The following is a 25,316-nucleotide window of genomic DNA, read 5'->3' as shown; positions in this document are numbered from 1 at the left end:
CAGGAGATTTATGCAAGAATGTAAGATATTAGGAATACAGCAAATATTTACAAGTTACAACAATGAACGTGGAAATGCAAATATAGAAAGGTATTTTAGAACGTATAAAGAAGAAGTAGTATGGCCGGTTGAAGAAATGAGCTGTTCAGAGTTAGTAGTAAAAACAAAAAGATACGAGATATTTTACAATAGTAGATATCCACACAGTGCATTGAAATACAGAAGCCCACGAGAGGTATACGAAGAATACTTAAACTACACAAAAGTTTCTTGATTTCTGTCCAATTTTTCGGGATGCTTTACAATAACGAAATAATAGAATATACAGTAAGTGAAAGTAACAATATGGAGTTAGTGACAAACTCAATAAAAAATGGCTTCAATGGATTACCAAAGCCATTCTGTTTAAATTACAGAGTAAATCTACACTATAGAACGATTTATTCTAATTATAATAAAAGCATTTTGAAATAGTATAACCAATAAATGCCCCAAAAATGACATCGCTAAGCCAGTGATAATTTCCTACAACCCTTGATATTGAAAATAAAATAGGAAAAATATATAATCCTTTATTATACCTTTCAGCAAGCGGAGCAAATAGGGCCCAGGCAAATGAACTATGTCCGGAAGGGAAGGAAAAATTTTTATCTTCAAAAGAAAAAGGTTTAAAAACAAAAGGACTATCGTATGCATAAGGCCTTCCTCTACCAATTGAAATTTTCATTGCATACGTTACCACCGAAGTAAAAAAAGTACTTTCAAGTATAGTGTATGAAAGTGCAGGATCATCAAAATAAGTAATTCCTGCAGCAAGTGCAGTTAAAATTAAAAAATCTTTCTCATCTAAATTGTTAATTGTTTCAAAACAAAAATTATCAAACTTAGAAAGCTCTAATCTTTTAACTTTTCCATCAACCAAGAATGTAGTTGAAAATAGCAATGGCTCTTTAATATCAAACTGTAATGCACTTATGTCTTTTTGTGTTTCATCTAAAATGTTAAATGAAAAAGAAAAAACTTGAAAAAACAGTAAAACAAATAAAAATAACTTTTTCATTTATAACACCCCTGAAATGTTATAAAAATACTAATATCAGTTACATATCTATTAACTTTTTAGCCTCAATAATAAATCTGGATATAGTATTATTTATTTTTTCAAGTTCTTCAACACTTTTTGCTAAATATTCAAGGCCTTTAGGTGTGATATAATATACTTTTTTAGAAGGTCCTTGATTTGTATTATCCCATTCAAACCTCAAAAGCCCTTCTTCTTCAAGCTTTGAAAGAATTCTATAAAGGTTCCCCATCTGTCCAAGTCCTGTAAGTTCTATACCAAATTCTAAAAGTTTATTTGCTATTTCATATCCATGCAAAGGACTTTGTGCTATTATTAACAAAACAAAAGGTTCAATAAACGTTTTCCTAAAGCGTCCCATTCCTCTTCTTCGCATTCCGTTAATTTTATCTCCTCCATTCATCACCAGAATTTAAAATAATGCACTTATCCTTTAATCTATTTTTCATAAATTTTATTGCATTTTCACCAGTACAATGTAGAGGTATCACTTTTAAATCATATTTTTCAAAAAGCTCAGTAATTTTTCTTATCCTTTCACTTGATGCATTAACTAAGTGAAATCCCCCTACTACATATTCTATATTATACCTTTTTATCACCTGCTCTACAATATTTTCAATACCTCTATGCGCACAACCAGTAAACAAAAAATTTTCAATTACTATGTTTATTTCATCTTCAAAAAAATCCTTTCTTCCATCTGATAATCTAAATTTCTCATCAATAATATCTTCTCTCATTTTAATATTTGTTATTATTCTAACTTCGTCAGTTGAAATATCACTATCTATAAAGTTTACTTTTAGTTCAATTTTGTTCCAATCATACGGTACTCCTGCAAATTTACTAGCACTATATCTTTCAACCAACGCTTTTTTGTGAATAAACACCTCAGGATTTGCTACATTTTGTAAAAAAATCAACCCACCAATATGATCATAATGCCCATGTGAAATTATAACTTTTTCAATCTTAGAAAAATTAATTCCAAGCTTTTCTCCGTTTTTTATAAATACATCTGTTTGCCCTGTGTCAAATAATATCCTATCATTTATCAATATAGAAAGTCCATGTTCTTTTAAAAAAGCATCTCTAGAAGTATCATTGCATAAAACTGTAATTTTAATTTTTAATCCCCTTCCAAATAATATTCTACCTATTCAAATTATACATCATTTTTGTTATATAATAGAAATAAGAAAATCAGAAGAGGTGATCACTATATGATTTTTATCCCTGCTCCAAAGAAATTAAAAATAAACCAAGGTGAATTCAACTTTCCAAGTAAACTTTTCATATCTATTCCTACAAAGTCGTTACTTACAAGTGCCAAAATGCTAAAAAAAGAACTTGAAAATATTGGTATTGAATCATTCATCAGCCTTTATAACGGTGAAAAAACAGTTATTGAAAGTAAAATAAACCGCTCAAAAATTAAAAAAAATTCTGGATATATATTAACAATTTCAAATAAAAAGATAGAAATAACGGCAAATAATGTAGCTGGTGTACATTATGCCTTTATGACGTTAATCCAAATTGTAAAAAATTTTGGTCTAAAAATTCCTCAACTTGAAATTTTCGATTTTCCTAGCATAAAAAATAGAGGATATTTGTTAGATATTAGTAGAGATAAAGTACCAAAACTTGAAACATTATTTTACATTGTAGATTTACTAGCCCAACTAAAATTCAATCAACTCCAACTTTATATCGAACATACCTTTTCATATCAAGAACATGAAAAGGTTTGGAAAGACTATTCACCACTAAGTGGAGAAGATATCATTCTTCTAGACAATTACTGTAAAGAAAGATTCATAGAACTTGTTCCAAACCAGGCTTCCTTTGGACATATGGAAAAATGGTTAACACACAATGAATATAGCTATCTAGCTGAGACTTTTGAATTTGATACACCTTGGGGAGAGCATTACAATACACCATTTTCTCTCTCTCCAGTTATTGAAGATTCTATAAAATTTCTGGATAACTTATATAAAGAGTTACTTCCTCATTTTTCAAGCAAATATTTCAATATAAATGGTGATGAAACATTTGATTTGTGCCAGGGAAAATCCAAAAAATTGTGTGAAAAGATGGGAAAAGGCAAAGTCTATCTTGATTTCATTCTTAAAATTTATAATTTACTAAAAAAATACAACAAAAAGATGATGATGTGGGCAGATATAATTAAAAATTATCCTGAACTTGTAAATGAAATTCCAAATGATATAACTTTTTTAATATGGGGATATGAAAAAAATCATCCATTCGAAGATGAATGCAAATTGTTCAAAAGCAAAAAATTCTATGTATGTCCAGGAACATCATCATGGAATTCATTAATTGGAAGGTTAGAAAATTTTATTTTAAACGTTAAAAATGCAGCTGAAAACGCCGTAAAATTCAAAGCTTCTGGTTTACTTTTAACTGATTGGGGAGACAACGGCCATTGGCAACACCTTCCGATCTCACTACCGGCAATATTTTATTCAGCAGGAGTTTTTTGGGGATTTGAAGAAAACAAAGATGTTAACTTAGAAAATGCTATTAGTCTTTATTTTGAAAAAGAGGTGGCTGAAATTTTAATTGCATTAGGCAATGCATATAAATTAACAGGTATTGAATTTTCTAATTCTGCACTTTTTGCACTTGTATATATATACCCAGATAAAATAAATAAAGATTTTCTTGAAAAAATAAACGTTGAAAACTTATTATTAACAAAGCAATTCTTGGAAGAACAATTGCAAAAGGCTAATAATATTGATGACTCATTAATAAAAGAAGAAATTAAAAATAATATAGAACTTTCAATTTTGGCAACTGAGCTTCTTATTTCCACAAAAAAGGCTAATGTTAACAGTATTTCCAAGCTGCCTAGTGTTACAAAAGAAGAATTTTCAATTAGATTAGAAAAACTAATTGAAAATTATAAAAAAATATGGCTTTCCAGGAATAGACCCGGAGGACTTAAGTTCAGTATTGAAAAATTAAGCAAAATAAAAAAATTGTTATAGTTCTATTTCTTCTATTTGCTTTCTTATTATATTTTTTGAATTTTCAAACAAACTAATTTCGAATTCATCCATTTCAATTGGAATAATTCTTTCTATTCCATTTTTACCTACAATTGCGGGAAAACCTATGAAAATACCATCAATATATGTTGATGGAGTTAAGACTTTTTTCTCATCTTTAAAAATACTCTCAACAAGTTGAGCTGTAACTACTCCTATAGCAAAGTTTGTAGCTCCTTTTTTCTCAATAATTGTATAAGCTGCATTTTTAGTTTCCTCAAATATGTCTCTCAAATTTCTACAATTTTTTCTATTACATACCTTGCAAAAATCTTTTATATTTACACCACCAATAGTTGCACTACTCCAAACCATTAGTTCACTATCGCCATGTTCACCCACAATATATGCATGAACACTTGCCGGTGAAACTCCACACTGCTTTGAAACCAAAGCTCTAAATCTTGCTGTATCAAGTATTGTCCCTGTACCAATCACTTTATTTTTTGGAAAGTCTAGTTCTTTCCAAAGAAAATAAGTAAGCACATCAACTGGATTAGTTACATTTATTACAATACTTTCATTAGAATATTTTTTTATCTCTTTAGATATGTCTTTGATTATCTCATAGTTTCTTTTTGTTAAATCTAACCTTGTTTCACCAACTTTTTGAGCTGCACCAGCTGTAATAATAACAATATCACTGTTTTTTAAATCTTGAAAATTTCCGGCATAAATATTACACCTTTTGATCAAAGAAGTTCCATGATATAGATCTAATGCTTCACCATAAGCCTTTTCATAATTTTTATCAATAATTACTATCTCATTAGCTATTTTTCTATGAAGCAAAGAATATGCTATGCTTGTACCTACTCTTCCTGCACCAATTATTGAAATTTTCATATTATCACTCCTTTCCAAAAAAATTTTACCACATTTTTATAAGGTAAGACTAATTAATTTATTCTGAAATATTTTTTTTACAAATAATTAATTTATATTCCACATGAATCTGTTATAATAAAAACAACAAACTAGACAGGAAGGTGATATTTTATGGGGTGCGCAATTTTTTTAAAGACTTAAAAAATACTTTTATTGCTATCAAAAAAGATAAGGAAGAAATACTAAAAAAAGATCCTTCCATTGAAAATTCATATCAAGTTCTATTCCATGTTGGATTTATTTCCTTAACATTTTATAGAATATCCCACCTATTTTACATTAATAACCTTAAGTTTATTTCGTTCTTAATTCATTTTCTATCAAGAATATTGTTTTCAATCGATATTCACCCTGCAGCTAAAATTGAACCAGGAGTAGTTATAGATCATGGAATAGGAACTGTAATAGGCTCTACTGCGTCAATTGGTGAAGGTACAATAATCTATCATGGAGTTACTTTGGGGGCAAGAAACATTCAAAAAGGAAAAAGACATCCAGATGTTGGAAAAAACGTACTTATAGGTGCCGGCGCAAAAATTCTTGGGCCAGTCAAAATAGGAAATAATGCAAAAATAGGAGCAAACTCAGTAGTTTTAGACGATGTTCCAGAAAATTCAGTGTTTGTAGGGATTCCCGCAAAAAATATAAATGAAATAAAAAAAGAAGAAATAGAATGGATTATATAAAAGGGAGGAAAATAAATATGATTGGAAATACTCCAGTATACTTTATTGAAGAATTGGGCATATATGCAAAATTTGAACGAAACAATCCTTCAGGTAGTGTGAAGGATCGTGCAGCTTATTTTATGATAAAAGCTGCTATTAACAACAACTTAATCAAAAATGGAATTATCGTGGAACCAACTAGTGGCAACACAGGAATCTCTCTTTCATGGATTGGTAAAAAATTAGGACTTAAAACAATCTTAACAATGCCTGAAAGTATGAGCAAGGAAAGAATTGAAATTATGAAAGCATTCGGTGCCGACGTTGTACTAACTCCTGCTGATAAGGGAATGAAAGGTGCAATTGAAAAAGCAAAAGAAATAGTTGCTGAAAAAGATGCTTTTATGCCAAATCAATTTGAAAATCCTTTCAACGTTTTAGCTCACGAGCTTACAACTGGACCTGAAATACTAAGACAAACCAATTTTGAATTAGATGTTTTTGTTGCAGGAGTTGGGACGGGTGGAACAATTAGTGGTGTTGGTAGAGTTTTAAAAAAATTCTTTGACAAAAAAGTTAAAATTGTAGCTGTCGAACCTGAAAATTCAGCCGTTTTATCAGGAAAAAATCCTGGAAAACACAAAATTCAAGGTATTGGTGCAGGATTTATTCCAAAAATTTTGGATCAAACAGTTATCGATAAAATAGAAACTGTAAAAGATGAAGAAGTCCTGGATATGTTCGTATATCTCAACAAAAAGCTTGGTCTCAACGTTGGAATTTCAGCTGCAGCAAACGCACTTGTTGCTACTAAATACAAAAATTTTGGAAAAGTCCTAACCGTTTTTCCCGATGATGTTACTAAATACATGTCAATTTTAGAATCAATTTAACTTTTTTACAATCTTTTAACCATATATGAGTTGACCTAATCATAAAATACATGTTATACTTAAGTTGTACCTTTAATTTGGTCCCGTGAGGCCAAAAAGGAGTGAGAAAAATGAGTAAATTGCGCTCAATACTTTTGTTATTTAAATATTTTAGAAAAATCCCTGCCATCTATGATGGTGGGGATTTTTTGCTTTATAGGGGGTGATGAGTTGGTAAGTATTATTGCAGGCAGCAAAAGTGATTCAAACATAGTAGAAAAAGCAGAAAAAGTCCTAGAAGAATTTTCAGTACCATATGAAACAAAATATCTTTCAGCACACAGAACTCCAGATTTGTTGGATGAATACATTCAAAGCTGCGAAAAGAAAGGTACCAAAGTATTTATTGCAATCGCAGGTGGAGCAGCTCATCTTCCAGGGGTAATTGCTTCAAAAACATTAAAACCAGTCATTGGAGTACCTGTAAAATCTAACGACTTAGGGGGATTAGATTCTTTATTATCTATTGTTCAAATGCCAAATGACATTCCAGTTGCTACCGTGGGGATCGATAGGGGGAAAAATGCCGCATTACTCGCAATTGAAATACTTGCGTTAAGTGATGAAAGTTTATCAAAAAAACTAAAAGACTACCGCTCAAAGCTTGTGGGGAAGTATCTTTAAGGGGGGATGTATTTATGGAAGGAAAAACAAAGATTGTTGAAAATTTTGGGGATTACGTTATTTTAAATTTTAAAGATGATATCACTGCCGGGGATGGGGAAAAACATAACGTTTTAGAAGGAAAAGGTGCAATTTGTGCAGAAATTACTGCCATTTCAATGAAATATTTAAACTCAAGGGGGATATATACACAATTTTTAGATTTCATTACACCTAACAAAATAAAAGCAGTATCATTAAAAATGTTACCACTTGAAGTCGTAGTAAGGTTAAAAAAAGCGGGATCTTTTATAAGAAGATATGGTGGTAATGAGGGGGAAGAATTTAAAGAACCTCTTGTTGAATTTTTTATAAAAGATGATGAAAGGCATGACCCAATGGTATGTAAAAACCATCTTGTATTATTTGAAATCTGTAATGAAAAACAAGCAGAAGAAATAGAAAAAAGTGCTAAAAAAACAGCAATTGAACTAAAAAACTTTTTTGAAAAACTTGGATTTGATCTATGGGATATGAAGTTTGAATATGGTATTGACAATGAAGGAAAAGTCTGTTTAGGTGATGAAATTTCACCTGATACACTGCGACTTAGAAAAAAAGATGGTATATTTGATAAGGATGTATATAGAAAAAATTTAGGAGATCCACTTGAAAAATATAGGGAGGTCCTCTCAGCATGCAGAAGTTTAAATTTGTTGTAGACATTCAATACAAAAGCAACGTCAGAGATCCAAGAGGAGAAACTATTGCAAGAGTTTTAAGAGAAGAAAGTAACATTCCAATAGAAAGTATACGAATTGGTAAATCCATACATGGGGAAGTTCAAGCTGAAAGCAAAGAAGAAGCAGAAAAATTAGTTATAAAAGCTTGTGAGGAATTACTGGTTAACCCTGTTACAGAGGAGTTTAAGGTGGAGATAAAATGAAAGCTGGAGTTATAGTATACCCAGGTTCAAATTGCGATCGAGATGCATTTTATGCATTAAAACTTGCAGGTTTTAAACCATATTTTGTTTCCACAAAGGACAATCTAGATAATTTTGAGCTTGTAATTCTTCCTGGAGGATTTTCATACGGTGACTATTTAAGGCCTGGCGCTGTATCGGCAAGAGAATCATCTAATGTAAAAAAATTCGCAGAAAATGGTGGATTCGTACTTGGAATTTGCAATGGATTTCAAATACTTGTAGAAATGGGACTCCTTCCAGGCGGATTACTTCAAAATAAAAACGGAAAATTTATTTGTGAAACTGTTGAACTTGAAGTTGTTAATAACGAAACACCTTTTACATTAATGTATAAAAAAGGGGAAGTAATAAAATTACCAATTGCTCATGGTTTTGGAAGATATGTTATAGATAAGCAACCAAATGTTGTATTCAAATACAAAGAAGATGTAAATGGCTCTGAACAAAACATAGCAGGAATAATAAATGGGAATATTTTAGGAATGATGCCGCATCCAGAAAGAGCCGTTGAAAAAATATTGGGAAGTGACGATGGGATAAAACTTTTTAAATCACTTTATGAATACATAAGAGGTGGTAAAAAATGAAATACTTAGACATACTCGAAAAAAGCCTTGGTAGAAAAGCCACCACAAACGAAATAGAAGCTTTTACAGTAATGTGGAGCGAACACTGTGGATACTCTCATACCAAAAAGTATATAAAAAGACTCCCACTTGTAAGTGAGGAATCGGGAAACGCAGGTCTTGTACCTCTAAATGATAAGTATTATATATCGTTTAAAATTGAAAGTCATAACCATCCAAGCGCAATTGAGCCTTATAACGGAGCTGCAACTGGTGTTGGAGGGATAATAAGAGATATACTTGCAATGGGAGCAAGGCCTACTGCTATTCTTGATTCTTTACATATGCACAAGATAATAGACGGAATAATTGAAGGAATAGCCGATTATGGAAATTCAATAGGCGTTCCAACTGTTGGCGGAGAACTAAGAATCAGTGACACATATAAATATAATCCACTTGTTAACGTTATGGCAGCAGGTATAGTAAAAAAAGAAAATATTATTACTTCTAAAGCGACAAGAAAAGGACAGGTAATTGTAATTTTTGGTGGAGCAACAGGAAGAGATGGAATTCACGGCGCCTCATTTGCTTCAGAAGACCTTACCGGTGAAAAAGCAACTAAACTTTCTATTCAAGTTGGTGATCCATTTGCAGAAAAACAACTCATTGAAGCATTTTTAAAAATGGTAGAAGAAGGCCTTGTAGAAGGCGCACAAGATCTTGGTGCTGGCGGTGTTCTTTCTGCTACTTCAGAGCTTGTGGCAAAAGGTGGTTTTGGAGCAATAATAGACCTAGAAAATCTTCCACTAAGGGAACCTGACATGAAACCAATAGAAATATTAATAAGTGAAAGCCAGGAAAGAATGGCAGTAATAACATCAAAAGAAAAAGCAGAAAAAATACTAGAAATAGCTAAGGATCACTTACTATTCGGAGCAATTGTTGGAGTAGTTACGGATGATGGTATATACCATGTAAGACACAATGGCAAGACCATTTTGAAAGTTCCTGCAAAATTACTTTCAAATGCTCCTGAAGAAGAAATATATGAATTTGAAAAAGATGAACTTCCAGAAAATATAGATCTTACATTTTCACCTGTTGATGCAAGCTATGTTTACACTCAATATGATTATATGGTTGGAACTGATACAATAATTAAACCAGGATATGGAGCTGCTCTCATGAGAATAAAAGATGAAGATATATACTATTCTCTTCTTACACATAGCAGAGCAGACATTGGAAAAGTTAGTCCATATTGGGGTTCTTTTATTGCTGTTATTGAAAGCGTTAGAAAAACACTAGCTGTAGGTGCCGAACCACTTGCTATAACCGATTGTATAAATTATGGAGATCCTGATGAAGAGCCTAAAGGGCTAGCTGCCATGATGCAAGGATTGAAAGATGCCTGTGAATTTTCTAATATAAAAGTTGCAAGTGGAAATGCTTCACTTTACAATACAAACAACAAAATTCCAATTCCACCAACAATGGTAATTGGCATGGTAGGAAAAGCTACCAAGGCATTATTACCTAAATCTGGAGATGTTTATCTTATTGGTTGGAAAGATTTTGATCTTGAAAGAGAAAAAATTCTTTGGAATGAAATCAAAAAACAAACATCAAAGGGAAATTTTGTACTTGCTTTATCAAACTACAAAGAAAATCCAACTTACACAAAAAATTTAGGTTTAAAGATCTTTAATATCCAACACTCTCCAATTCACCAGCTAATTTTAGTAATAGGAAACGATGTAAAGAGTGACTTGCCTATAAAAAAGATAGGAAAAGCTACCCTACAGTAGTTAACTTTTTATCTTTTTAAATTTTAAGGCTCCATTTCAAATAAATGGAGCCTTTTTATTAAGATTCACAAATAATTAAAGTATTGTTCCAATCATTAATCTTTTCTCTATCCACTCCAAGTTAATATTCCTCTCTTTAATCTCCCTGATTTAATTTTTTCAAAATCTGAAGTTTTTTAAAATTAGTTATCTTCTTTTATTTTCAGACAAAAATTCTCCAAATAATTTTTATTCTTTCATTTTCTAATTTATAATATTCAATTATGTATTTTTATACTCTCAACTTTACTGTTATAATTTCCCTTGTCAGAGGGGAGGGATGGTGTTGGCAACAAAACAATATTTCAAAATCAATGAAATATCAAAGGAAAATTCACTCTTTTCTAGAATGAGAGTTACAATTGAAACAGCATTCTATGGCAACAATGTCGAAATCATTACAAGCCCAAAAGAAGCATACAAGCTTGCTAAAAATTCTCCTGGTACAATAGTTACAAGTTGGAAAGTTTACCAACCAGAACTTTTAGGCCTTGATAAAGATACAAAAGTTCTTCTCTTCAATGATGGTGCTGTCACTGGAAGGTATGCAGCAGGTAGAAGGATCATCGGGGATCCAAATATAGACAATAAAAAATACGAAGAAATTGTAAGAGAAGCAGTTTACAACTCTAGACACAAAAAGATGTATCACGGAATATCTTTTACTGGACTTTCTAAAGAGTTTATGGTTAAAAATCACTTACTAATTCCAGAAGGACATGAAAATTTGTTATATAACTGGTTACTGAATTTTCAATACCTTTCCTTGGAATACGAAAAAATGTATAATGAGTCCCATGTTTTTAATGAAGGTGATATCTATGTTTTTGCAGATCCTGATTGGAAACATCCAGATTATCCATTAGGACTCGCTATTTTTGATCCTCAACATAACTGTGCTGCTATACTTGGAATGAGATATTTTGGAGAATTCAAAAAAGGAACTTTAACCCTTGCATGGAGCATTGCAAATAGAAATGGATATGCTTCCTGCCATGGTGGATTAAAAAGATTAAAAAATGAAAAAACAGATTTTGTTGCTGCATTTTTTGGTTTATCTGGTTCAGGAAAATCAACACTTACACACGCAAAACATAAAAATTATGATGTAACTATTTTACACGATGATGCCTTCATTATATCAACCAAAGATTTATCTTCAATAGCACTTGAACCATCTTATTTTGATAAAACTGCAGATTATCCAACATCCAAGGAAGATAATAAATACCTCCTTACTATTCAAAATTGCGGGGCAACGATGGATGAAAACGGAAACATAGTACCCATAATGGAGGATATTAGAAACGGAAATGGACGTGCAATAAAATCTAAGCTCTGGTCACCAAATAGGGTTAATAAAATAGATTCTAAGATTAATGCTATATTCTGGCTTATGAAAGATCCAACACTTCCACCTATAGTTAAAATAGAAAATCCAGTACTCTCTTCAACCATGGGCGCATTACTTACTACAAAAAGAACATCTGCTGAAAAATTGGATGATGGTGTTGACCCAAATGCATTGGTATTTGAGCCATACGCAAATCCATTTAGAACTTATCCACTTTCCGAGGATTACCAAAAATTCAAATTACTCTTTGTAAAAGGGGTAGAAGGATACATCTTAAATACCGGTTACTTTTTAGATAAAAAAATCCCAAAAGAACTGACAATATCGCTTGTAGAAAAAGTAGTAGAAGGCTCTTTAAAATGGTATAAATGGTTTGGAGATTTCTACATAACACGTATAGAAGGATTTGAACCTGACATGAATGACATTAACTATATTCAATCATTAAAAGAAAGTTTCAAAAGAAGAATAGAATTTGTTAAAACAAAAGAAGTAGAAAATTCTGGGAAAGATAAATTACCAGATGAAGTGTTAAAAATATTAGAAGAATTAATATCTAACATTTAGAGTAAATTCCCCGCATTGTGGGGAATTTACTTTATGATATAATCAACATAGGAGGTGAAATTTATGAAAAAACTTTTTTCATTATTTTTAACTATTTTTAGTATAATTATTCTCTCAAACTCTGTTTTTATCTACCCTGTAGACAAAGAACTACCAGATAATCTATTCCAATATGAAGGAACAAAAAGCAACATGGTTTACTACTTAAAACTTTTTGAAAATGACCAAGAAAAGGGATATATAATAAAAGGTTGGTACTTTACACCGAAAAGTGCTATTGAAACTACTAAAATTTTAATTAGATTCAACAATGAAGAACATAACTATACTATTAAAACATTAAGAAAAGGAAACTATTCTATTATTCCTTCTTATCTAATAATTTGTCCTAAAAACGCTACCGTTATAATTGGAAATTATGAAATTGACAAAAAGCAAATAACAAAAAATGTAGAAATAGGTGAAATTATGACACCACAATTTAGAGAAATGGGAATTTACGTCTTTACTATAGAAAATAAGATAGTCTTAAAAGACACATTTTCAACCAACGACGATATTTTTATTGTCGTATCAATGGGGCTCAAAAAAACTGGAGGATATTCACTTGAACTTGAAAATTATGAAATAAAAGAAAACCAGATCTTAATCAACCTTGTATTAAATGAACCCAAAAAGGGTGAAATGGTCACCCAAGCATTTACAATCCCAACATACAAGCTCAATATTGGAAAACTTGAAAAAGGAAATTACGTGATAAAGGTGAATGTAATGAGTGTAAATAACGTTTTAAAGTTTTCAAAAGAAATAGAGGTAAAATAACGGAGGTGTAACTTTGTTTATTTCAGAAAAAGTCCAAAAGGCTCTTGAAGAAAACAAACCAATTGTTGCACTAGAAAGCACAGTAATAGCTCATGGTCTTCCATATCCGGAAAATCTCAAAGTAGCACAAGAATTTGAAGATATTGTTTACGAAAATGGTTGTGTTCCTGCAACAATCGGTATATTAAAAGGTAAAGTTATAGTAGGCCTTTCAAAAGAACAACTAATAGAACTTGTAGATGATAATCCAATAAAAGTAGGGACAAGAGAAATTTCCTACGCTATTGCAATGAAAAAATCTGCTGCAACTACTGTTAGCTCCACTGCAAAGATTGCTAGTCTTGCAGGAATAAAAGTATTTGCAACAGGTGGCATCGGTGGAGTACATAGAGGAGAATGGGATGTTTCACAAGATATTATAGAACTTTCAAAAACAAATATAATTGTGGTTTCGGCAGGTTGTAAATCAATACTTGATATAAAGAAAACACTTGAATTTTTAGAAACTTTTCAGGTCTTAACTGTGGGATACAAAACTGAATATTTCCCAATATTTTACAACAGACTTTCAAAAGAAAAAATATATAAGGTAGAAAACGCTGATGAAATTGCTAATATTTTTAATGAAAAAAATAAACTTAAATTAGAAAGTGCAATTTTGGTTGCAAATCCAATTCCAGAAGACTATGTTTTAGATAATAATGAAATAGAAGGTTATATAAAAACAATCGAAAAAGAGATAGCAGAAAAAGACATTCACGGAAAAGAAGTTACCCCCTACATGCTAAAAAGACTTGTAGAACTTTCAAATGGAAAAACTCTTGAATCAAATATAGTTCTCTTAAAGAACAACGTTGAACTGGCATGTAAAATTGCACAAAGCTTAAAAAAATAGAGTTCTATATATTTTTGTCCTATTTTTTACTAAAATAAAGAATTTTACAAAAGTGCCTATTAAAAAAATATTTGTTATATTCTTATTAAGGGGTGAAATAGTGAAAGTACTAGTTATTTCAGATACTCACGGTTCAGTATATTATTGGAATAAAATCAAAAAAATTGCAGAACAAGTTGATGAAATATTCCATCTCGGAGATGTTTTATACCATGGCCCAAGAAATCCTCTTCCAGAAGGCTATAATCCAAAAGAACTTGTAGAAGAGCTTAAAAAATTTAACATCAACTACATAAGGGGTAATTGTGATGCAGACGTTGATGTTAAGGTTTTAGGTTTGCAGGAAATGCCAAAGAAAACTATGGAATTTTTTAAAGATATTCCAATCTATCTTTTTCATGGTGAAAGTATTGAAAATGACAATTTTGATGTTACAAGCTTTGCAAAAAATCATAATGTTAGAATAATTCTACATGGGCATACCCATATTCCTAAAATTGAAGAAAAAGAAGGAATAATAATTGCAAATCCGGGTAGTCTTTCTTTGCCTAAAGGAGGTTTCCCTCAAACATATATGATTATTGATCTTTCAAATACTCCTAAAATTACAATATATGATTTGGATAATAAAGAGGTGTTAAGTAAGACAATATGAATTATATAAAATATAAAACAATATTTGGAGTACATGAACACAAAAAAAATATAGAACGCTCTATATTTATTGCCACTCTTTCGCACATTGAAAGCCAAGAAGAAGCTAAAGAATTTATAAGAGAGATTTCTAAAAAATATAATGATGCAACTCACAATTGCCCTGCATATAGAGTAATTGAAAATAACCAAATAATAGAATTTTCTTCTGACAATGGTGAACCTTCTGGAACTGCCGGAAGGCCGATTTTAGGTGTTTTAAAAAAATATGATCTTTTAAATGTTGCGGTTGTCGTAACTAGGTATTTTGGAGGAGTAAAACTCGGCGTTAGAGGCCTTATTGATGCCTATTCGTCAACCGTAGATGAATTAATTTCTAATTTAAAAGTAACAACACTTGTACCCGTACCAGTTTACATAATTAAAGTTGGGTACGATGAGTATGGAAAAGCAATGCAAGATTTGCACTATAAAGGATACGAAATAATAAACACTGAATTTTTTGAAACTTTTGCCCATATTAAAATTAGAGGAAATAAAAAACCTGAAGAATACAATGTTTTAAATGAAAGCATAACATACATTAAGGAGGAGGAGTAAAATGATATCCAAAAGGGCTCAAAATGTTCCAGCAAGTCCTATAAGAAGGCTTGTACCTTATGCAGACGCAGCAAAAGCTAAGGGAATACATGTATATCATCTTAATATAGGCCAACCTGATATTAAAACCCCTAAACAGTGGCATGAATATATTCAAAAATTCAAAACAGAGGTAGTTGCATATACTCACTCTCAAGGCATAAAACCCCTCAGAGAAAAATTTGCTGAATACTATCATAAATGGAATATAAATGTTGAACCTGACGAGATCATGGTTACAAATGGAGGAAGCGAAGCAATATTATTTGCATTAGGTGTTGTATGTGATCCAGGTGATGAAGTAATTGTTATTGAGCCATTCTATGCAAATTATGCTGGCTTTGCCGCATACCTTAATGTTAAGCTTGTCCCAGTAACTGCAAAACCAGAAAACGGCTATAGAATGCCAACAATGGATGACTTTGAAAAAGTAATTTCACCTAAGACTAAAGCAATATTATTCTCCAACCCGTCAAACCCTACAGGTGTTGTTTATACTAAAGAAGAACTAGAAATAATTGCAAATATTGCAAAAAAATTCAATTTAGTAGTTATATCCGATGAAGTATATAGAGAATTTACTTTTGATAACACAAAAGCAATTTCAATGTTTGAATTTGAAGAACTAAGAGAAAATAACTTGATTATTGTAGATAGTTTATCAAAAAGATACAGCGCATGTGGCGCAAGAATAGGAACATTTGTAACCAAAAATAAAGATTTTTATGCTGCTGCATTAAAACTTGCCCAAGCAAGGCTTTGCCCACCTGAAATTACTCAATACGGAGCAATTGGTTTGTTAAACTCAGATGAAGAATATATGAAGAATGCCATGAATGAATACAGATTAAGAAGAGATGTGGCATACGATGAAATTAGTAAAATTCCAGGAATTATTGCTCATAAACCTCAAGGTGCATTTTATCTATCCGCCAAACTTCCTGTAGATGATTCAGAAGAATTTATCAAATGGATGCTCTCAGAATTTAATGTAGATGGAAAAACTACAATGGTGGCGCCTCTTTCTGGATTTTACGCAACTAAAGGACTTGGAAAGAGTGAAATTAGAATCGCATATGTACTTGAATCTGAAAAACTAAAAGATGCAATTAATATAATGGCAAAGGCAATTGAAGCATATAATAACAGATAAGAAAAAATCCCCCTTCTTTTCATGAAGGGGGATTTTCATTACTTTGCGTAAGCTACACTTCGTTTTTCTCTAATTACCACAACTTTTAAAACTCCTGGATATTGCAGCTCTTCTTCGATCTTCATGGCAATGTCGTGGGACAATTTATCAGCTAAAACATCATCAACTTTATCTGGTTGTACTATAACCCTTACTTCTCTACCAGCTTGAATCGCATATGCATTTTCAACATATTTAAAGCTTTTTGCAATCTCTTCAAGTTTAATAAGCCTTTTAATATAATTTTCAACATCTTCTCTTCTTGCGCCTGGTCTTGCAGCAGATAATGCATCTGCAGCTGCAACAATTACAGCTTCTGGGGTCATCGGCTCTTCTTCACCATGGTGAGCCATTATCATATTAATAACTTCTTTCTTTTCACCATATCTCTTTAATATTTCAGCACCAATAATAGTGTGTGAGCCTTCAACTTCATGATCAAGTGCTTTACCTATGTCATGCAATAGTCCTCCACGTTTTGCCATTTCTACATTCAACCCAAGTTCTGAGGCTAATAAACCAGCAATAAGTGCAACTTCTATAGAGTGATTCAACACATTCTGGCCATAACTTGTTCTAAATTTCAATCTACCTAAAAGTTTTACTATTTCTGGATGTAATCCTCCAACACCTGTTACAAATGTTGCTTCCTGACCTGACTCTTTAATTATTCTTTCAACCTCGTCTTTTGCTTTCTCGTACATTTCTTCAATTCTTGTAGGATGTATCCTTCCATCTGCAACCAACTTTTCAATTGTTCTTTTTGCAATTTCCCTTCTCAATGGATTAAAACAACTTACTGTAACCATTTCTGGTGTATCATCTATAATTAAATCTACACCTGTAACCTTTTCGAATGCTCTTATATTTCTACCTTCTCTACCAATAAGTCTTCCCTTCATATCATCATTTGGAAGCATCACGGTACTTACTGTTACCTCCCCAGAATACTCAGGTGCATACCTTTGAATTGCATCCGCTATAACCTTTTTTGCATATTTCTCAGCATCTTCTTCATACCTTGTCTTAATTTGAGAATAAACCTTTGCAATTTCATACTCATACTTTTCACGCGCTTCATTTAAGACAATTTCTCTTGCCTGCTCTGGAGTAATACCTGCAAGTTTTTCAAAACTTTCTTCAATTTCTTTTTCTTTCTCAATTAACTCTCTTTGTTTTTCTTCCAATTCTTTTCTCAGCTCTTCTATATAATTTTCTTTTTTATCTAAAAGTTCTTCACGCTTTGAAACCATTTCTTCTCTTTTAATAAGTCTTTCTTCAGCGTACTTTAATTCCTCTTCACGAGCCTTTTTCTCTTTTTCCCAATCTTCCCTAAGCTTGTGAAGTTCCTCTCTTGATTCAATAACGGCCTTTTTCTTGATTTCACTTGCTTCTTTTTCAGCTTCTTTGATAATATGTTCTGCGTCTTTTTTAGCTAATAACAAATCTTTTTCAATTTTTCTTTTAGCTACTACATAACCAACTAAAGCTCCAACAAAAACACCAACAAATGTTAATATATATATCAACATTTTATTCACCTCCAAATCCTCTTCTATATAAGTATTCTCTAGCTTTTCTTGCATCCATATCTTTTACCAATTCTCTTTTTATCTGTTCAATATCAACTTCAGATAAAACTTTTGAAATTGCATCATCAATTATGTATTCATCAACTCCAAGGTTTAAAAGCTCTCTTTTAATCAAAAATGGTCCCTTTTTTTTCAAAGTCAAAGAATCATAAGCATAAAGATATGCAAATTTTTCATCATCTAAAAAACCTTTTGATTTTAGTTCCTCAATTGTTTTTTTTATTTCTTCATCACTATACCCTTTATCCTTTAATCTAAAATAAATCTCTTTTTCAGAACGTATTCTAAACTTTAAAAGTCTTAATGCATCATTTATCGGATTCTTTTTTCTCATCGGCTTTTTCTTCACCCTTCTTAATTAAACCGTGCTTTTCTCTTATTATTCCTTCTATTTCGTCCAACAATTCAGGATGTTCTAAAAGATATGCAATTGAATTATTTTTACCTTGTCCAAGTGAATGCTCTACACCCTTCAAATCAACATATGAGAACCAACTTCCACGTCTTGTTATAAGCTGCTCATCGACTGCAATATTAAATAATTCATTTTCTCTTACGATACCCTTTCCGTAAATAATATCAACAATTGCTTCTTTAAATGGTGGAGCAACTTTATTCTTTACAAATTTTACCCTTACCTGATTTCCGACACTTTCGCTTCCCTCGGTAATTTTTCCAATTCCTCTAACTTCAAGTCTCATAGTAGCATAAAATTTCAATGCAACCCCACCAGTTGTAGTTTCAGGATTTCCATACATTACTCCTATTTTCATACGAGTCTGGTTTATAAATATCACAACTGTTTTTGATTTATTTATATTACCCGCAAGTTTTCTCAAAGCTTGAGACATCAACCTAGCCTGAAGACCAACCTGTACATCGCCCATAGAACCTTCTATTTCTGCACGTGGAACAAGCGCTGCCACAGAATCAATCACAACAATATCAACGGCATTACTTCTCACAAGTTCATCAACAATTTCAAGTGCCTGCTCACCATAATCGGGTTGAGCTATCAATAAATCATTTACATTAACTCCAAGATTTTGGGCATATACAGGATCAAGTGCATGCTCTGCATCAATAAATGCTGCAACTCCCCCATTTTTTTGAGCCGAAGCTATAGCATGCAAAGCAATCGTAGTTTTTCCGCTTGACTCTGGACCATATATTTCAATTATCCTCCCACGTGGATATCCACCAACACCAGATGCTATATCGATTGCAACAGAACCACTTGGAATAGTCTCAATATTTTGTATACTTGATTCTTCACCCAAAAACATTATTGAACCCTTACCGTAAGTTTTTTCAATCTTTCCTATAGCTTTTTTCAAAACCTCTCTTTTTTTTGCATTATCATTGCTCATTCTTTTCCAAACCTCCTTCAAATTTTACCTTGTAAAGCCACTTATAAATAGGACCAGCTGGAGTTAAAGTTGACGAATATATCGTCACCTTGTCAACTGAAACTATTGTTTTAGGAACAGTAATACCTTTTATTAACTCTTCCCAATTTTCTGGACTAAATTTTAACCTGCCAAGTGTAATATGTGGAACAAAATTACCCTTATCGTCAAAAGACAACCTGAGCTTTTTCAGCTCAGACCTCATTTCAAGATAAAGTGTTTGCAAAATTTTATCTTGGGTAACCTTCAAAAAGAATACCCGCGGTAAATGTTTAAATCTAAAAAACCCAAAATCAGAAACTTCATACGAAAAACTAGGAAAACCTGCCAACCTTTTATGCAAACGTTGGGCAAGTAAATCAACCTTTTCTTCGCTTAAATCACCCATAAAAAATAATGTCAGATGCAAATTTTCAGGACTTGTCCATGAAGCTTTAAAGCCCATTTTTTTAAGTTTTTCAATAACTTCCTCTGCTATGCTTCTTACCTCTGAATTTATATCGATAGCAATAAAGGTACGCAAATTAAAATCACCCCTTTAATATCTCTTTATTTTGTACCATATAAACCAAGCCCGATACCACGGTTAAAAACACAACTAAATAAGAAAGCAATACATTGAAAATTACCAAACTTTCAAAGCCTACAAGTTGTAAAAAAATACCAATAGTCCAAACCATCTGTGAAACAGTCTTTAGCTTTCCAAAATAATTTGCAGCAATAACCTTGTTTCCATATGCAGCTGCCATTCTTACTGTGCTTACAAGTGTATCTCTGAAAACTATAACAACTAAAATCCATGATGGAACTAATCCAAGTTGGACAAAAACAATTAAAATGCTAGTAATAAGAATTTTGTCACTCATTTGGTCAAATATCTTTCCAAAGTTAGTAACCTGATTTAGTTTTCTTGCAAAATAACCGTCAAAGTAATCACTAATAGAAGCTATTAAAAATAAAACAAAAGCACTTAAATAAAAACCATTTAATAAAAGAAAAACAATAATAGCCGTTAAAACTACTCTCACCCAGGTTATAAAATTTGGTACGTTCATAAACTCACTCCTCAACAATTTTACCTTCTAAATCGTATACATCAGCAGAGGTCACTTTTACCTTGAAAAATCCTTCTTCAAACTTTCCTGGAACAAAAATATTACCATCAATTTCTGGGGCATCCATATAGCTTCTTGCAATTAAAACACCTTCTTCTTCCTCATCAAAAAGCACTTTAAAAGTTTTTCCAACCATCTTTTCATTTATTTCGAAAGAAATCTTAGACTGTTCTTCCATCAAAATATCAAGCCTTTCTTGAGCCACTATCTCTGGAACTTTTCCTTCAAAATGATAAGATGGTGCTTCTTCTTCATCTGAATAAATAAATGCTCCAAGCCTCTCAAATCTAACCATTTTTATAAAATCTAATAACTCTTCAAAATCTTCATCAGTTTCTCCAGGAAAGCCAACGATAATACTAGTTCTCAAAACCGCATCTTCATACCTTTTCCTTATTTTTTCAACCAGCTTTAATATATGCTCAGATTTTTTTGTTCTGTTCATAAGTTTTAATACCTTGTCACTCCCATGTTGAACTGGTATATCAAAATATTTCAAAACCTTGTCATATGAAAAGGCTTCAATAATCTCATCTGTTATATGATCAGGATGCATGTACATTACTCTTATCCAAAAATCTCCAGGTATATCATTAATTCTCTTCAAAAGTTCAGGAAGCATTTGCTTTCCATACAAATCGATCCCATATCCTGTTGTATCTTGAGCAACAAGAATAATTTCCTTCTTACCAGATAAAATGAGATATTCTACTTCTTTTACAATATCATCTATCTTTCTACTCTTAAAGCTTCCTTTAAAAAGTGGAATTGTACAAAAGCTACAAGCTCTATCACATCCATCGGAAATTTTAACATATGCATACTGCTTTTCATCAACCCTGCCACCAAATTCATACACAGGCTCCGGGTTTTTAGGTATTATACTTTCTTTACCAATATTTTCAGCTATCTTTTCAGGTGGCAATATTCCAAACCATCCATCAACCTCAGGTATCTCCTTTTTTAATTCCTCTCCATATCGTTGAACCAAACATCCTGTTACGTATACTTTTAGATCTCTTTCTTTTTTTAATTCTAGATAAGTAAGTATTTCTTCAATAGATTCTTTTTTTGCTTCTAAAATAAAGCCACAGGTATCAATAACCACTGCATCTGCATCTTCAATGGTATTAACAATATTGTTGCCTTTCTTTTCTAAATAAGCCTTTAAAAGTGCACAATCTGCTTCATTTTTTGGACATCCTAAAACATCAACATAAAAATTCATATAATTTTCACCTCAAAAATTTTTTTCTTTTTTCCAAATATTTCAGTCTAATTTTTTCCAATTCTCTTTTATATTCTTCTTCTTTATAATTTGGATAAGTAAAATCATAATCCTTCCATCTTCCATTTATATACATTAACGTAGTTTCTGCATAAATCCCTTTTCCTATATATATCCTATGAGGCCACATTTTTGTAGTTGCAAGAACAAATTGCATATGATGAATATATCCCGGATCAATGTTAAATCTTCTATTACCTTTTACTGCATATCTCTGTTCAATTTCGTTTGTCATATTTTTAATATCTGCAAGCTGATAAGGATGTATAAGTCTTTCAAAACTCAATAATATTCCTTTTACTCCTTCCCCCATCTCCTTGTTGTAATATAAAGTATATTTTTCAAAATCTAATATATCAGATTTGTAATCTATCGGTCCAAATTTCTCTATTAACTCATTCTCTACCTCAGACAGCCAATATTCAACTTGCGAAGAGAAAAAAAACATTACCAAATTTACTAAATCCACACGCCTTACTTTTCCCATCCAACCACCACCTTGTATTTTTCCATAACCACCTTTTTCGTCTCTTTATTAATCTTTTTCAAAAGTGAAGGACCTTCCACTATATATTCTCCTTCATCCATAAAAAAAGTTTTTACCACTTTACCATTTACTTTTACCTCATCTCCTATCGAATTTAATCTTACTAAGGGAGTTTCATATACATTTAAAAATAAAATAACCGAACCTATAAATAAAAAAACAGTAAAGATTAGAAATATGTACAAATTAGACTTAGAAATTTTGGAATCTTTTATTCTTTTACTACTTCCCAGCTCATATAACATTATCAAATCTTCTTTTAAATTAAAAAACTCTTTTATCTTTCTAAGATGCTCTTCTACAATAGAAGGTTCCCCAGAAAAGTTCCCTTCATAATATTTCCTGAAGGTATTTATATCTATTCCAACCCTTTTAGAAAACTCCAATAACGAAAGATTAGAGGATATTACCTCTTTTTTTAAAATCTCTGATATTTCCTTCCATCCATCCATACCTTTTTATATTATACTCTATTTTTTTCTACTTTTGCAAGAAATAATAAACTTGGTAAAAGCGTCAAGCTAAATAAAGAGCTTGAAATCATTGAAACCCACATAATTCCAATTAAATATTCATGAATTTTAAATGGTGACACCAATAAAACACTCAATCCTATTGCAAGCCCCAATGCATTAGCAAGAATAGGCTTTGAAGTTACTCTAAATGCTTCATCTAATGCTTGTTTTTTATTCTTAAATTTCTTGTAGTTATAGTTGTAACTTTCTATAAAATGGATCGCATAATCGATCCCGACTCCAACAACAATGCTTCCCATAGTTGCGGTAATTATACTCAACTTAACATTGAAATATCCCATAAAACCGAATAATACTATTAACGTCAAAGATATTGGCAATATTGAAATAAGCGCCTCCTTAAGATTTTTTATCCTTATCAAAACAATTATAAAGACAAATATTACTGCCAAAATTAATGAAACTATCTGCTGAGGAACTATTATTTCGTTCATCTCCTTCATTATATATGGTATCCCGGTAATTTTTACAAAGCTCGGTGCACTCTTTTCTATGTAGTTTAATGTTTGCTTTGAAATCTCCTTTGGAAATATCAAAATTCTTCCAGAAGATGTTTTAATATTCAAAAAGTTTGAATAAACGTCCGGCATTAAATTCAATAAAAGACCAGCCTGGACAATATTTGGTGGATAGCCTTCTCTTCCAAGAATTTTTTCGTTGATATTTTTCATTAAATCATAAACCGAAACTGCTTTTATGTCTTTTTCTCTTATTTTTTCTTCAAATTGCAAAACTTGATTTGCGATTTCTGGTGATACTATTTTTTCTGCTTTAAAGTATCCAAAAACAGGTACAGAAATCCCTGCAATTTCACTTACTTTATCAATATTTTTCTTTACCTGAGTCGTGTTCTTATACATATCTATCATATAAAATTCTGAATTTAAGAAAAATGCCCCTGGAGCAAAAATTAATGCCAGCAAAATTGAAACTAAAATTGATTTTTTTCCAATTAAATTTTCAAGGAACATACCTATTTTACTTTTATCCTCTTTTATTTTTAATTTTGCATTTAATAAAATAATTGGTAAAAATAACCATGTTGCAACTGCTGCAAAGGAAATACCCAGAGAACTAAAAAAAGCAACCTCTGCAAGAGAATCTGAATTTACATATATCAACGATAAAAATCCCACTACAGTCGTTATTGTTGTCAAAATCATTGCTATTCCGGTGCTTTCCAGTGCTTTTGAAAGTGCTTTTTTATTATCACTTTCAACTTTTTTTATGTCCATAAAATGAGAAACGAAATGAAGACCATCTGCACTTCCCATAACAATTGTAAAAATAGGTGCTAGTATGCTTAACACCGATATTTCACCTTTGTACCATCCTATAAATCCCATTGTCCATAAAGCACCCATACCAGCTGGAAAGACAGAAAAAAATGTAGCTTTTCTACTTCCAAGTCTCCATTTAAAAACAAAAAAGATTGTCAATATTGCAAGTGGTGGTATCGTCAAAACTATAAAAAGCAAGTAATCAAATATTTTTTCCTGCAAATATGAAGTTCCTGCAAAATAGTGTGGAACATCAATTACTTTGTTGATTTCAGAAACAACTCTTTTGTTGGGAAAAATATAAAACATTAAATAATATTTACCATCTTTTTCTATTATATTTTCCGAAGAAATCTTTTTTAAAAAGTTTAGTACATAGTCTATATTACTTTCATTTATCTGACTTACATCAACTTTTCTAAAGCCGACAGGAATCTCAGATGGTAATGGAGATACAATCTCTACAACTCCATCAATTTTCTTTAATTCATTTTCATATTCTCTTATCTTTCTAATTCCTTCTAAAGAATATGGATTAACATTAAATTCAATCAGTAAATTAATCTGATCTTTTGATGAAAAGTCCTTTTCAATTTCGTTCAATATATCTTCATACTTTGAATTTTTAGGCATAAATAAAGTAAAGTCAGTATTAAAACGAATTCTAAATACACCAATAAGTGATATAATGTTAATTAAAATCAAAAGAACTAGTAGCTTTTTTCTATGTTTTTCATAAAAATCTACTATCTTATCCATGTTTA

At 31.4% G+C, this 25,316-nt stretch carries 28 protein-coding genes; 15 read left to right on the top strand and 13 right to left on the bottom strand.

The window, feature by feature from the left end:
- Window positions 1–274 (top strand): integrase core domain-containing protein (locus tag JG780_RS05910; RefSeq protein ID WP_287569511.1); only part of this gene is annotated, 274 nt, incomplete at its 5' end.
- 171 nt (window positions 275–445) lie between these two features.
- Here the strand turns inward: JG780_RS05910 and JG780_RS05905 are convergent.
- Genes JG780_RS05905 through JG780_RS05895 form a run of 3 tightly spaced genes read right to left on the bottom strand, consistent with a single transcriptional unit; the run spans window position 446 to window position 2,142 of the window.
- On the bottom strand, window positions 446–1,060 hold the full coding sequence (locus tag JG780_RS05905; RefSeq protein WP_287569509.1) for a phosphatase PAP2 family protein: 615 nt from the start codon (window positions 1,058–1,060) through the stop codon (window positions 446–448).
- 40 nt (window positions 1,061–1,100) lie between these two features.
- Window positions 1,101–1,484, bottom strand: coding sequence for a PadR family transcriptional regulator (locus JG780_RS05900; protein ID WP_287569507.1), 384 nt, complete (start codon window positions 1,482–1,484; stop codon window positions 1,101–1,103).
- Window positions 1,468–2,142, bottom strand: a complete 675-nt coding sequence (locus JG780_RS05895; RefSeq protein WP_287569506.1) for an MBL fold metallo-hydrolase — start codon at window positions 2,140–2,142, stop codon at window positions 1,468–1,470. Before JG780_RS05895 ends, JG780_RS05900 begins: the two co-directional genes overlap by 17 nt.
- 165 nt (window positions 2,143–2,307) lie before the next feature.
- Here JG780_RS05895 and JG780_RS05890 point away from each other — a divergent pair, with 165 nt between their 5' ends.
- Window positions 2,308–4,107 (top strand): beta-N-acetylhexosaminidase, encoded by a 1,800-nt coding sequence (locus JG780_RS05890; RefSeq protein ID WP_287569504.1) that lies wholly within the window; start codon window positions 2,308–2,310, stop codon window positions 4,105–4,107.
- Here the strand turns inward: JG780_RS05890 and JG780_RS05885 are convergent.
- A complete protein-coding gene (locus JG780_RS05885) occupies window positions 4,102–5,031 on the bottom strand; it encodes an L-lactate dehydrogenase (RefSeq protein WP_287569503.1) in 930 nt (309 codons plus the stop codon). The two genes, JG780_RS05890 and JG780_RS05885, sit on opposite strands and share 6 nt — an antisense overlap.
- 140 nt (window positions 5,032–5,171) lie before the next feature.
- Between JG780_RS05885 and epsC the strand changes: the two genes are divergently transcribed.
- The 13 genes from epsC to JG780_RS05820 all read left to right on the top strand — a co-directional run bounded on the left by epsC (window position 5,172) and on the right by JG780_RS05820 (window position 16,746).
- A complete protein-coding gene (gene epsC, locus JG780_RS05880) occupies window positions 5,172–5,741 on the top strand; it encodes a serine O-acetyltransferase EpsC (protein WP_004101957.1) in 570 nt (189 codons plus the stop codon).
- A 17-nt stretch (window positions 5,742–5,758) separates the two neighbouring features.
- Window positions 5,759–6,616: a PLP-dependent cysteine synthase family protein gene (locus tag JG780_RS05875; RefSeq protein ID WP_287569500.1), complete on the top strand. Its 858-nt coding sequence runs from the start codon at window positions 5,759–5,761 to the stop codon at window positions 6,614–6,616.
- Window positions 6,617–6,826: 210 nt separating this feature from the next.
- A complete protein-coding gene (purE, locus tag JG780_RS05870) occupies window positions 6,827–7,279 on the top strand; it encodes a 5-(carboxyamino)imidazole ribonucleotide mutase (protein WP_287569498.1) in 453 nt (150 codons plus the stop codon).
- Between the two features lie 14 nt (window positions 7,280–7,293).
- On the top strand, window positions 7,294–7,980 hold the full coding sequence (locus JG780_RS05865) for a phosphoribosylaminoimidazolesuccinocarboxamide synthase (protein WP_287569497.1): 687 nt from the start codon (window positions 7,294–7,296) through the stop codon (window positions 7,978–7,980).
- Window positions 7,956–8,204 (top strand): phosphoribosylformylglycinamidine synthase subunit PurS, encoded by a 249-nt coding sequence (gene purS, locus JG780_RS05860; protein ID WP_012580249.1) that lies wholly within the window; start codon window positions 7,956–7,958, stop codon window positions 8,202–8,204. Before JG780_RS05865 ends, purS begins: the two co-directional genes overlap by 25 nt.
- Window positions 8,201–8,833, top strand: a complete 633-nt coding sequence (gene purQ / locus JG780_RS05855) for a phosphoribosylformylglycinamidine synthase subunit PurQ (RefSeq protein ID WP_012580248.1) — start codon at window positions 8,201–8,203, stop codon at window positions 8,831–8,833. Before purS ends, purQ begins: the two co-directional genes overlap by 4 nt.
- The gene (gene purL / locus JG780_RS05850; protein ID WP_012580247.1) at window positions 8,830–10,623 is read left to right on the top strand and encodes a phosphoribosylformylglycinamidine synthase subunit PurL; all 1,794 of its coding nucleotides are present in this window, start codon (window positions 8,830–8,832) and stop codon (window positions 10,621–10,623) included. The genes purQ and purL overlap by 4 nt, the downstream gene beginning before the upstream one ends.
- A 319-nt stretch (window positions 10,624–10,942) precedes the next feature.
- The gene (locus JG780_RS05845; protein ID WP_287569494.1) at window positions 10,943–12,583 is read left to right on the top strand and encodes a phosphoenolpyruvate carboxykinase (ATP); all 1,641 of its coding nucleotides are present in this window, start codon (window positions 10,943–10,945) and stop codon (window positions 12,581–12,583) included.
- A gap of 63 nt (window positions 12,584–12,646) precedes the next feature.
- Window positions 12,647–13,405, top strand: coding sequence for a protease complex subunit PrcB family protein (locus JG780_RS05840; RefSeq protein ID WP_012580245.1), 759 nt, complete (start codon window positions 12,647–12,649; stop codon window positions 13,403–13,405).
- Between the two features lie 13 nt (window positions 13,406–13,418).
- A complete protein-coding gene (locus JG780_RS05835; RefSeq protein WP_012580244.1) occupies window positions 13,419–14,300 on the top strand; it encodes a pseudouridine-5'-phosphate glycosidase in 882 nt (293 codons plus the stop codon).
- A 100-nt stretch (window positions 14,301–14,400) separates the two neighbouring features.
- Window positions 14,401–14,955, top strand: a complete 555-nt coding sequence (gene yfcE, locus JG780_RS05830) for a phosphodiesterase (protein WP_012580243.1) — start codon at window positions 14,401–14,403, stop codon at window positions 14,953–14,955.
- Window positions 14,952–15,554 (top strand): IMPACT family protein, encoded by a 603-nt coding sequence (locus JG780_RS05825; RefSeq protein ID WP_012580242.1) that lies wholly within the window; start codon window positions 14,952–14,954, stop codon window positions 15,552–15,554. The genes yfcE and JG780_RS05825 overlap by 4 nt, the downstream gene beginning before the upstream one ends.
- Window position 15,555: 1 nt before the next feature.
- Complete coding sequence (locus JG780_RS05820; protein WP_287569491.1) at window positions 15,556–16,746, top strand: pyridoxal phosphate-dependent aminotransferase; 1,191 nt, start codon at window positions 15,556–15,558, stop codon at window positions 16,744–16,746.
- Between the two features lie 38 nt (window positions 16,747–16,784).
- Here JG780_RS05820 and rny read toward each other — a convergent pair whose 3' ends face one another.
- The 9 genes from rny to JG780_RS05775 form a co-directional block, all read right to left on the bottom strand.
- Window positions 16,785–18,317 (bottom strand): ribonuclease Y, encoded by a 1,533-nt coding sequence (gene rny / locus JG780_RS05815; RefSeq protein WP_287569489.1) that lies wholly within the window; start codon window positions 18,315–18,317, stop codon window positions 16,785–16,787.
- Between the two features lies 1 nt (window position 18,318).
- The gene (locus JG780_RS05810; protein ID WP_012580239.1) at window positions 18,319–18,711 is read right to left on the bottom strand and encodes a regulatory protein RecX; all 393 of its coding nucleotides are present in this window, start codon (window positions 18,709–18,711) and stop codon (window positions 18,319–18,321) included.
- Window positions 18,686–19,747 (bottom strand): recombinase RecA, encoded by a 1,062-nt coding sequence (recA, locus tag JG780_RS05805; RefSeq protein WP_004101931.1) that lies wholly within the window; start codon window positions 19,745–19,747, stop codon window positions 18,686–18,688. Before recA ends, JG780_RS05810 begins: the two co-directional genes overlap by 26 nt.
- Window positions 19,737–20,309 carry an RNA 2',3'-cyclic phosphodiesterase gene (thpR, locus tag JG780_RS05800; protein WP_004101929.1) on the bottom strand — a complete coding sequence of 191 codons (573 nt, stop codon included), beginning with the start codon at window positions 20,307–20,309 and terminating at the stop codon, window positions 19,737–19,739. Before thpR ends, recA begins: the two co-directional genes overlap by 11 nt.
- Window positions 20,310–20,316: 7 nt before the next feature.
- A complete protein-coding gene (pgsA, locus tag JG780_RS05795; RefSeq protein WP_004101927.1) occupies window positions 20,317–20,841 on the bottom strand; it encodes a CDP-diacylglycerol--glycerol-3-phosphate 3-phosphatidyltransferase in 525 nt (174 codons plus the stop codon).
- A 4-nt stretch (window positions 20,842–20,845) separates the two neighbouring features.
- Window positions 20,846–22,129 (bottom strand): 30S ribosomal protein S12 methylthiotransferase RimO, encoded by a 1,284-nt coding sequence (gene rimO, locus JG780_RS05790; protein WP_012580238.1) that lies wholly within the window; start codon window positions 22,127–22,129, stop codon window positions 20,846–20,848.
- A gap of 7 nt (window positions 22,130–22,136) precedes the next feature.
- A complete protein-coding gene (locus JG780_RS05785; RefSeq protein WP_012580237.1) occupies window positions 22,137–22,676 on the bottom strand; it encodes a DUF4416 family protein in 540 nt (179 codons plus the stop codon).
- Window positions 22,664–23,188 carry a hypothetical protein gene (locus JG780_RS05780; protein WP_287569488.1) on the bottom strand — a complete coding sequence of 175 codons (525 nt, stop codon included), beginning with the start codon at window positions 23,186–23,188 and terminating at the stop codon, window positions 22,664–22,666. The genes JG780_RS05785 and JG780_RS05780 overlap by 13 nt, the downstream gene beginning before the upstream one ends.
- An 11-nt stretch (window positions 23,189–23,199) precedes the next feature.
- Window positions 23,200–25,316: efflux RND transporter permease subunit (locus JG780_RS05775; protein ID WP_287569487.1), on the bottom strand; the 2,117-nt coding region annotated here is incomplete at its 5' end.

Origin of the sequence: Thermosipho sp. (in: thermotogales) (assembly GCF_020054775.1) — a bacterium.
Lineage (GTDB): Bacteria > Thermotogota > Thermotogae > Thermotogales > Fervidobacteriaceae > Thermosipho > Thermosipho africanus.
The sequence above is the reverse complement of the archived record's forward strand: the minus strand, read 5'-3'. Positions and strand labels throughout refer to the sequence as shown.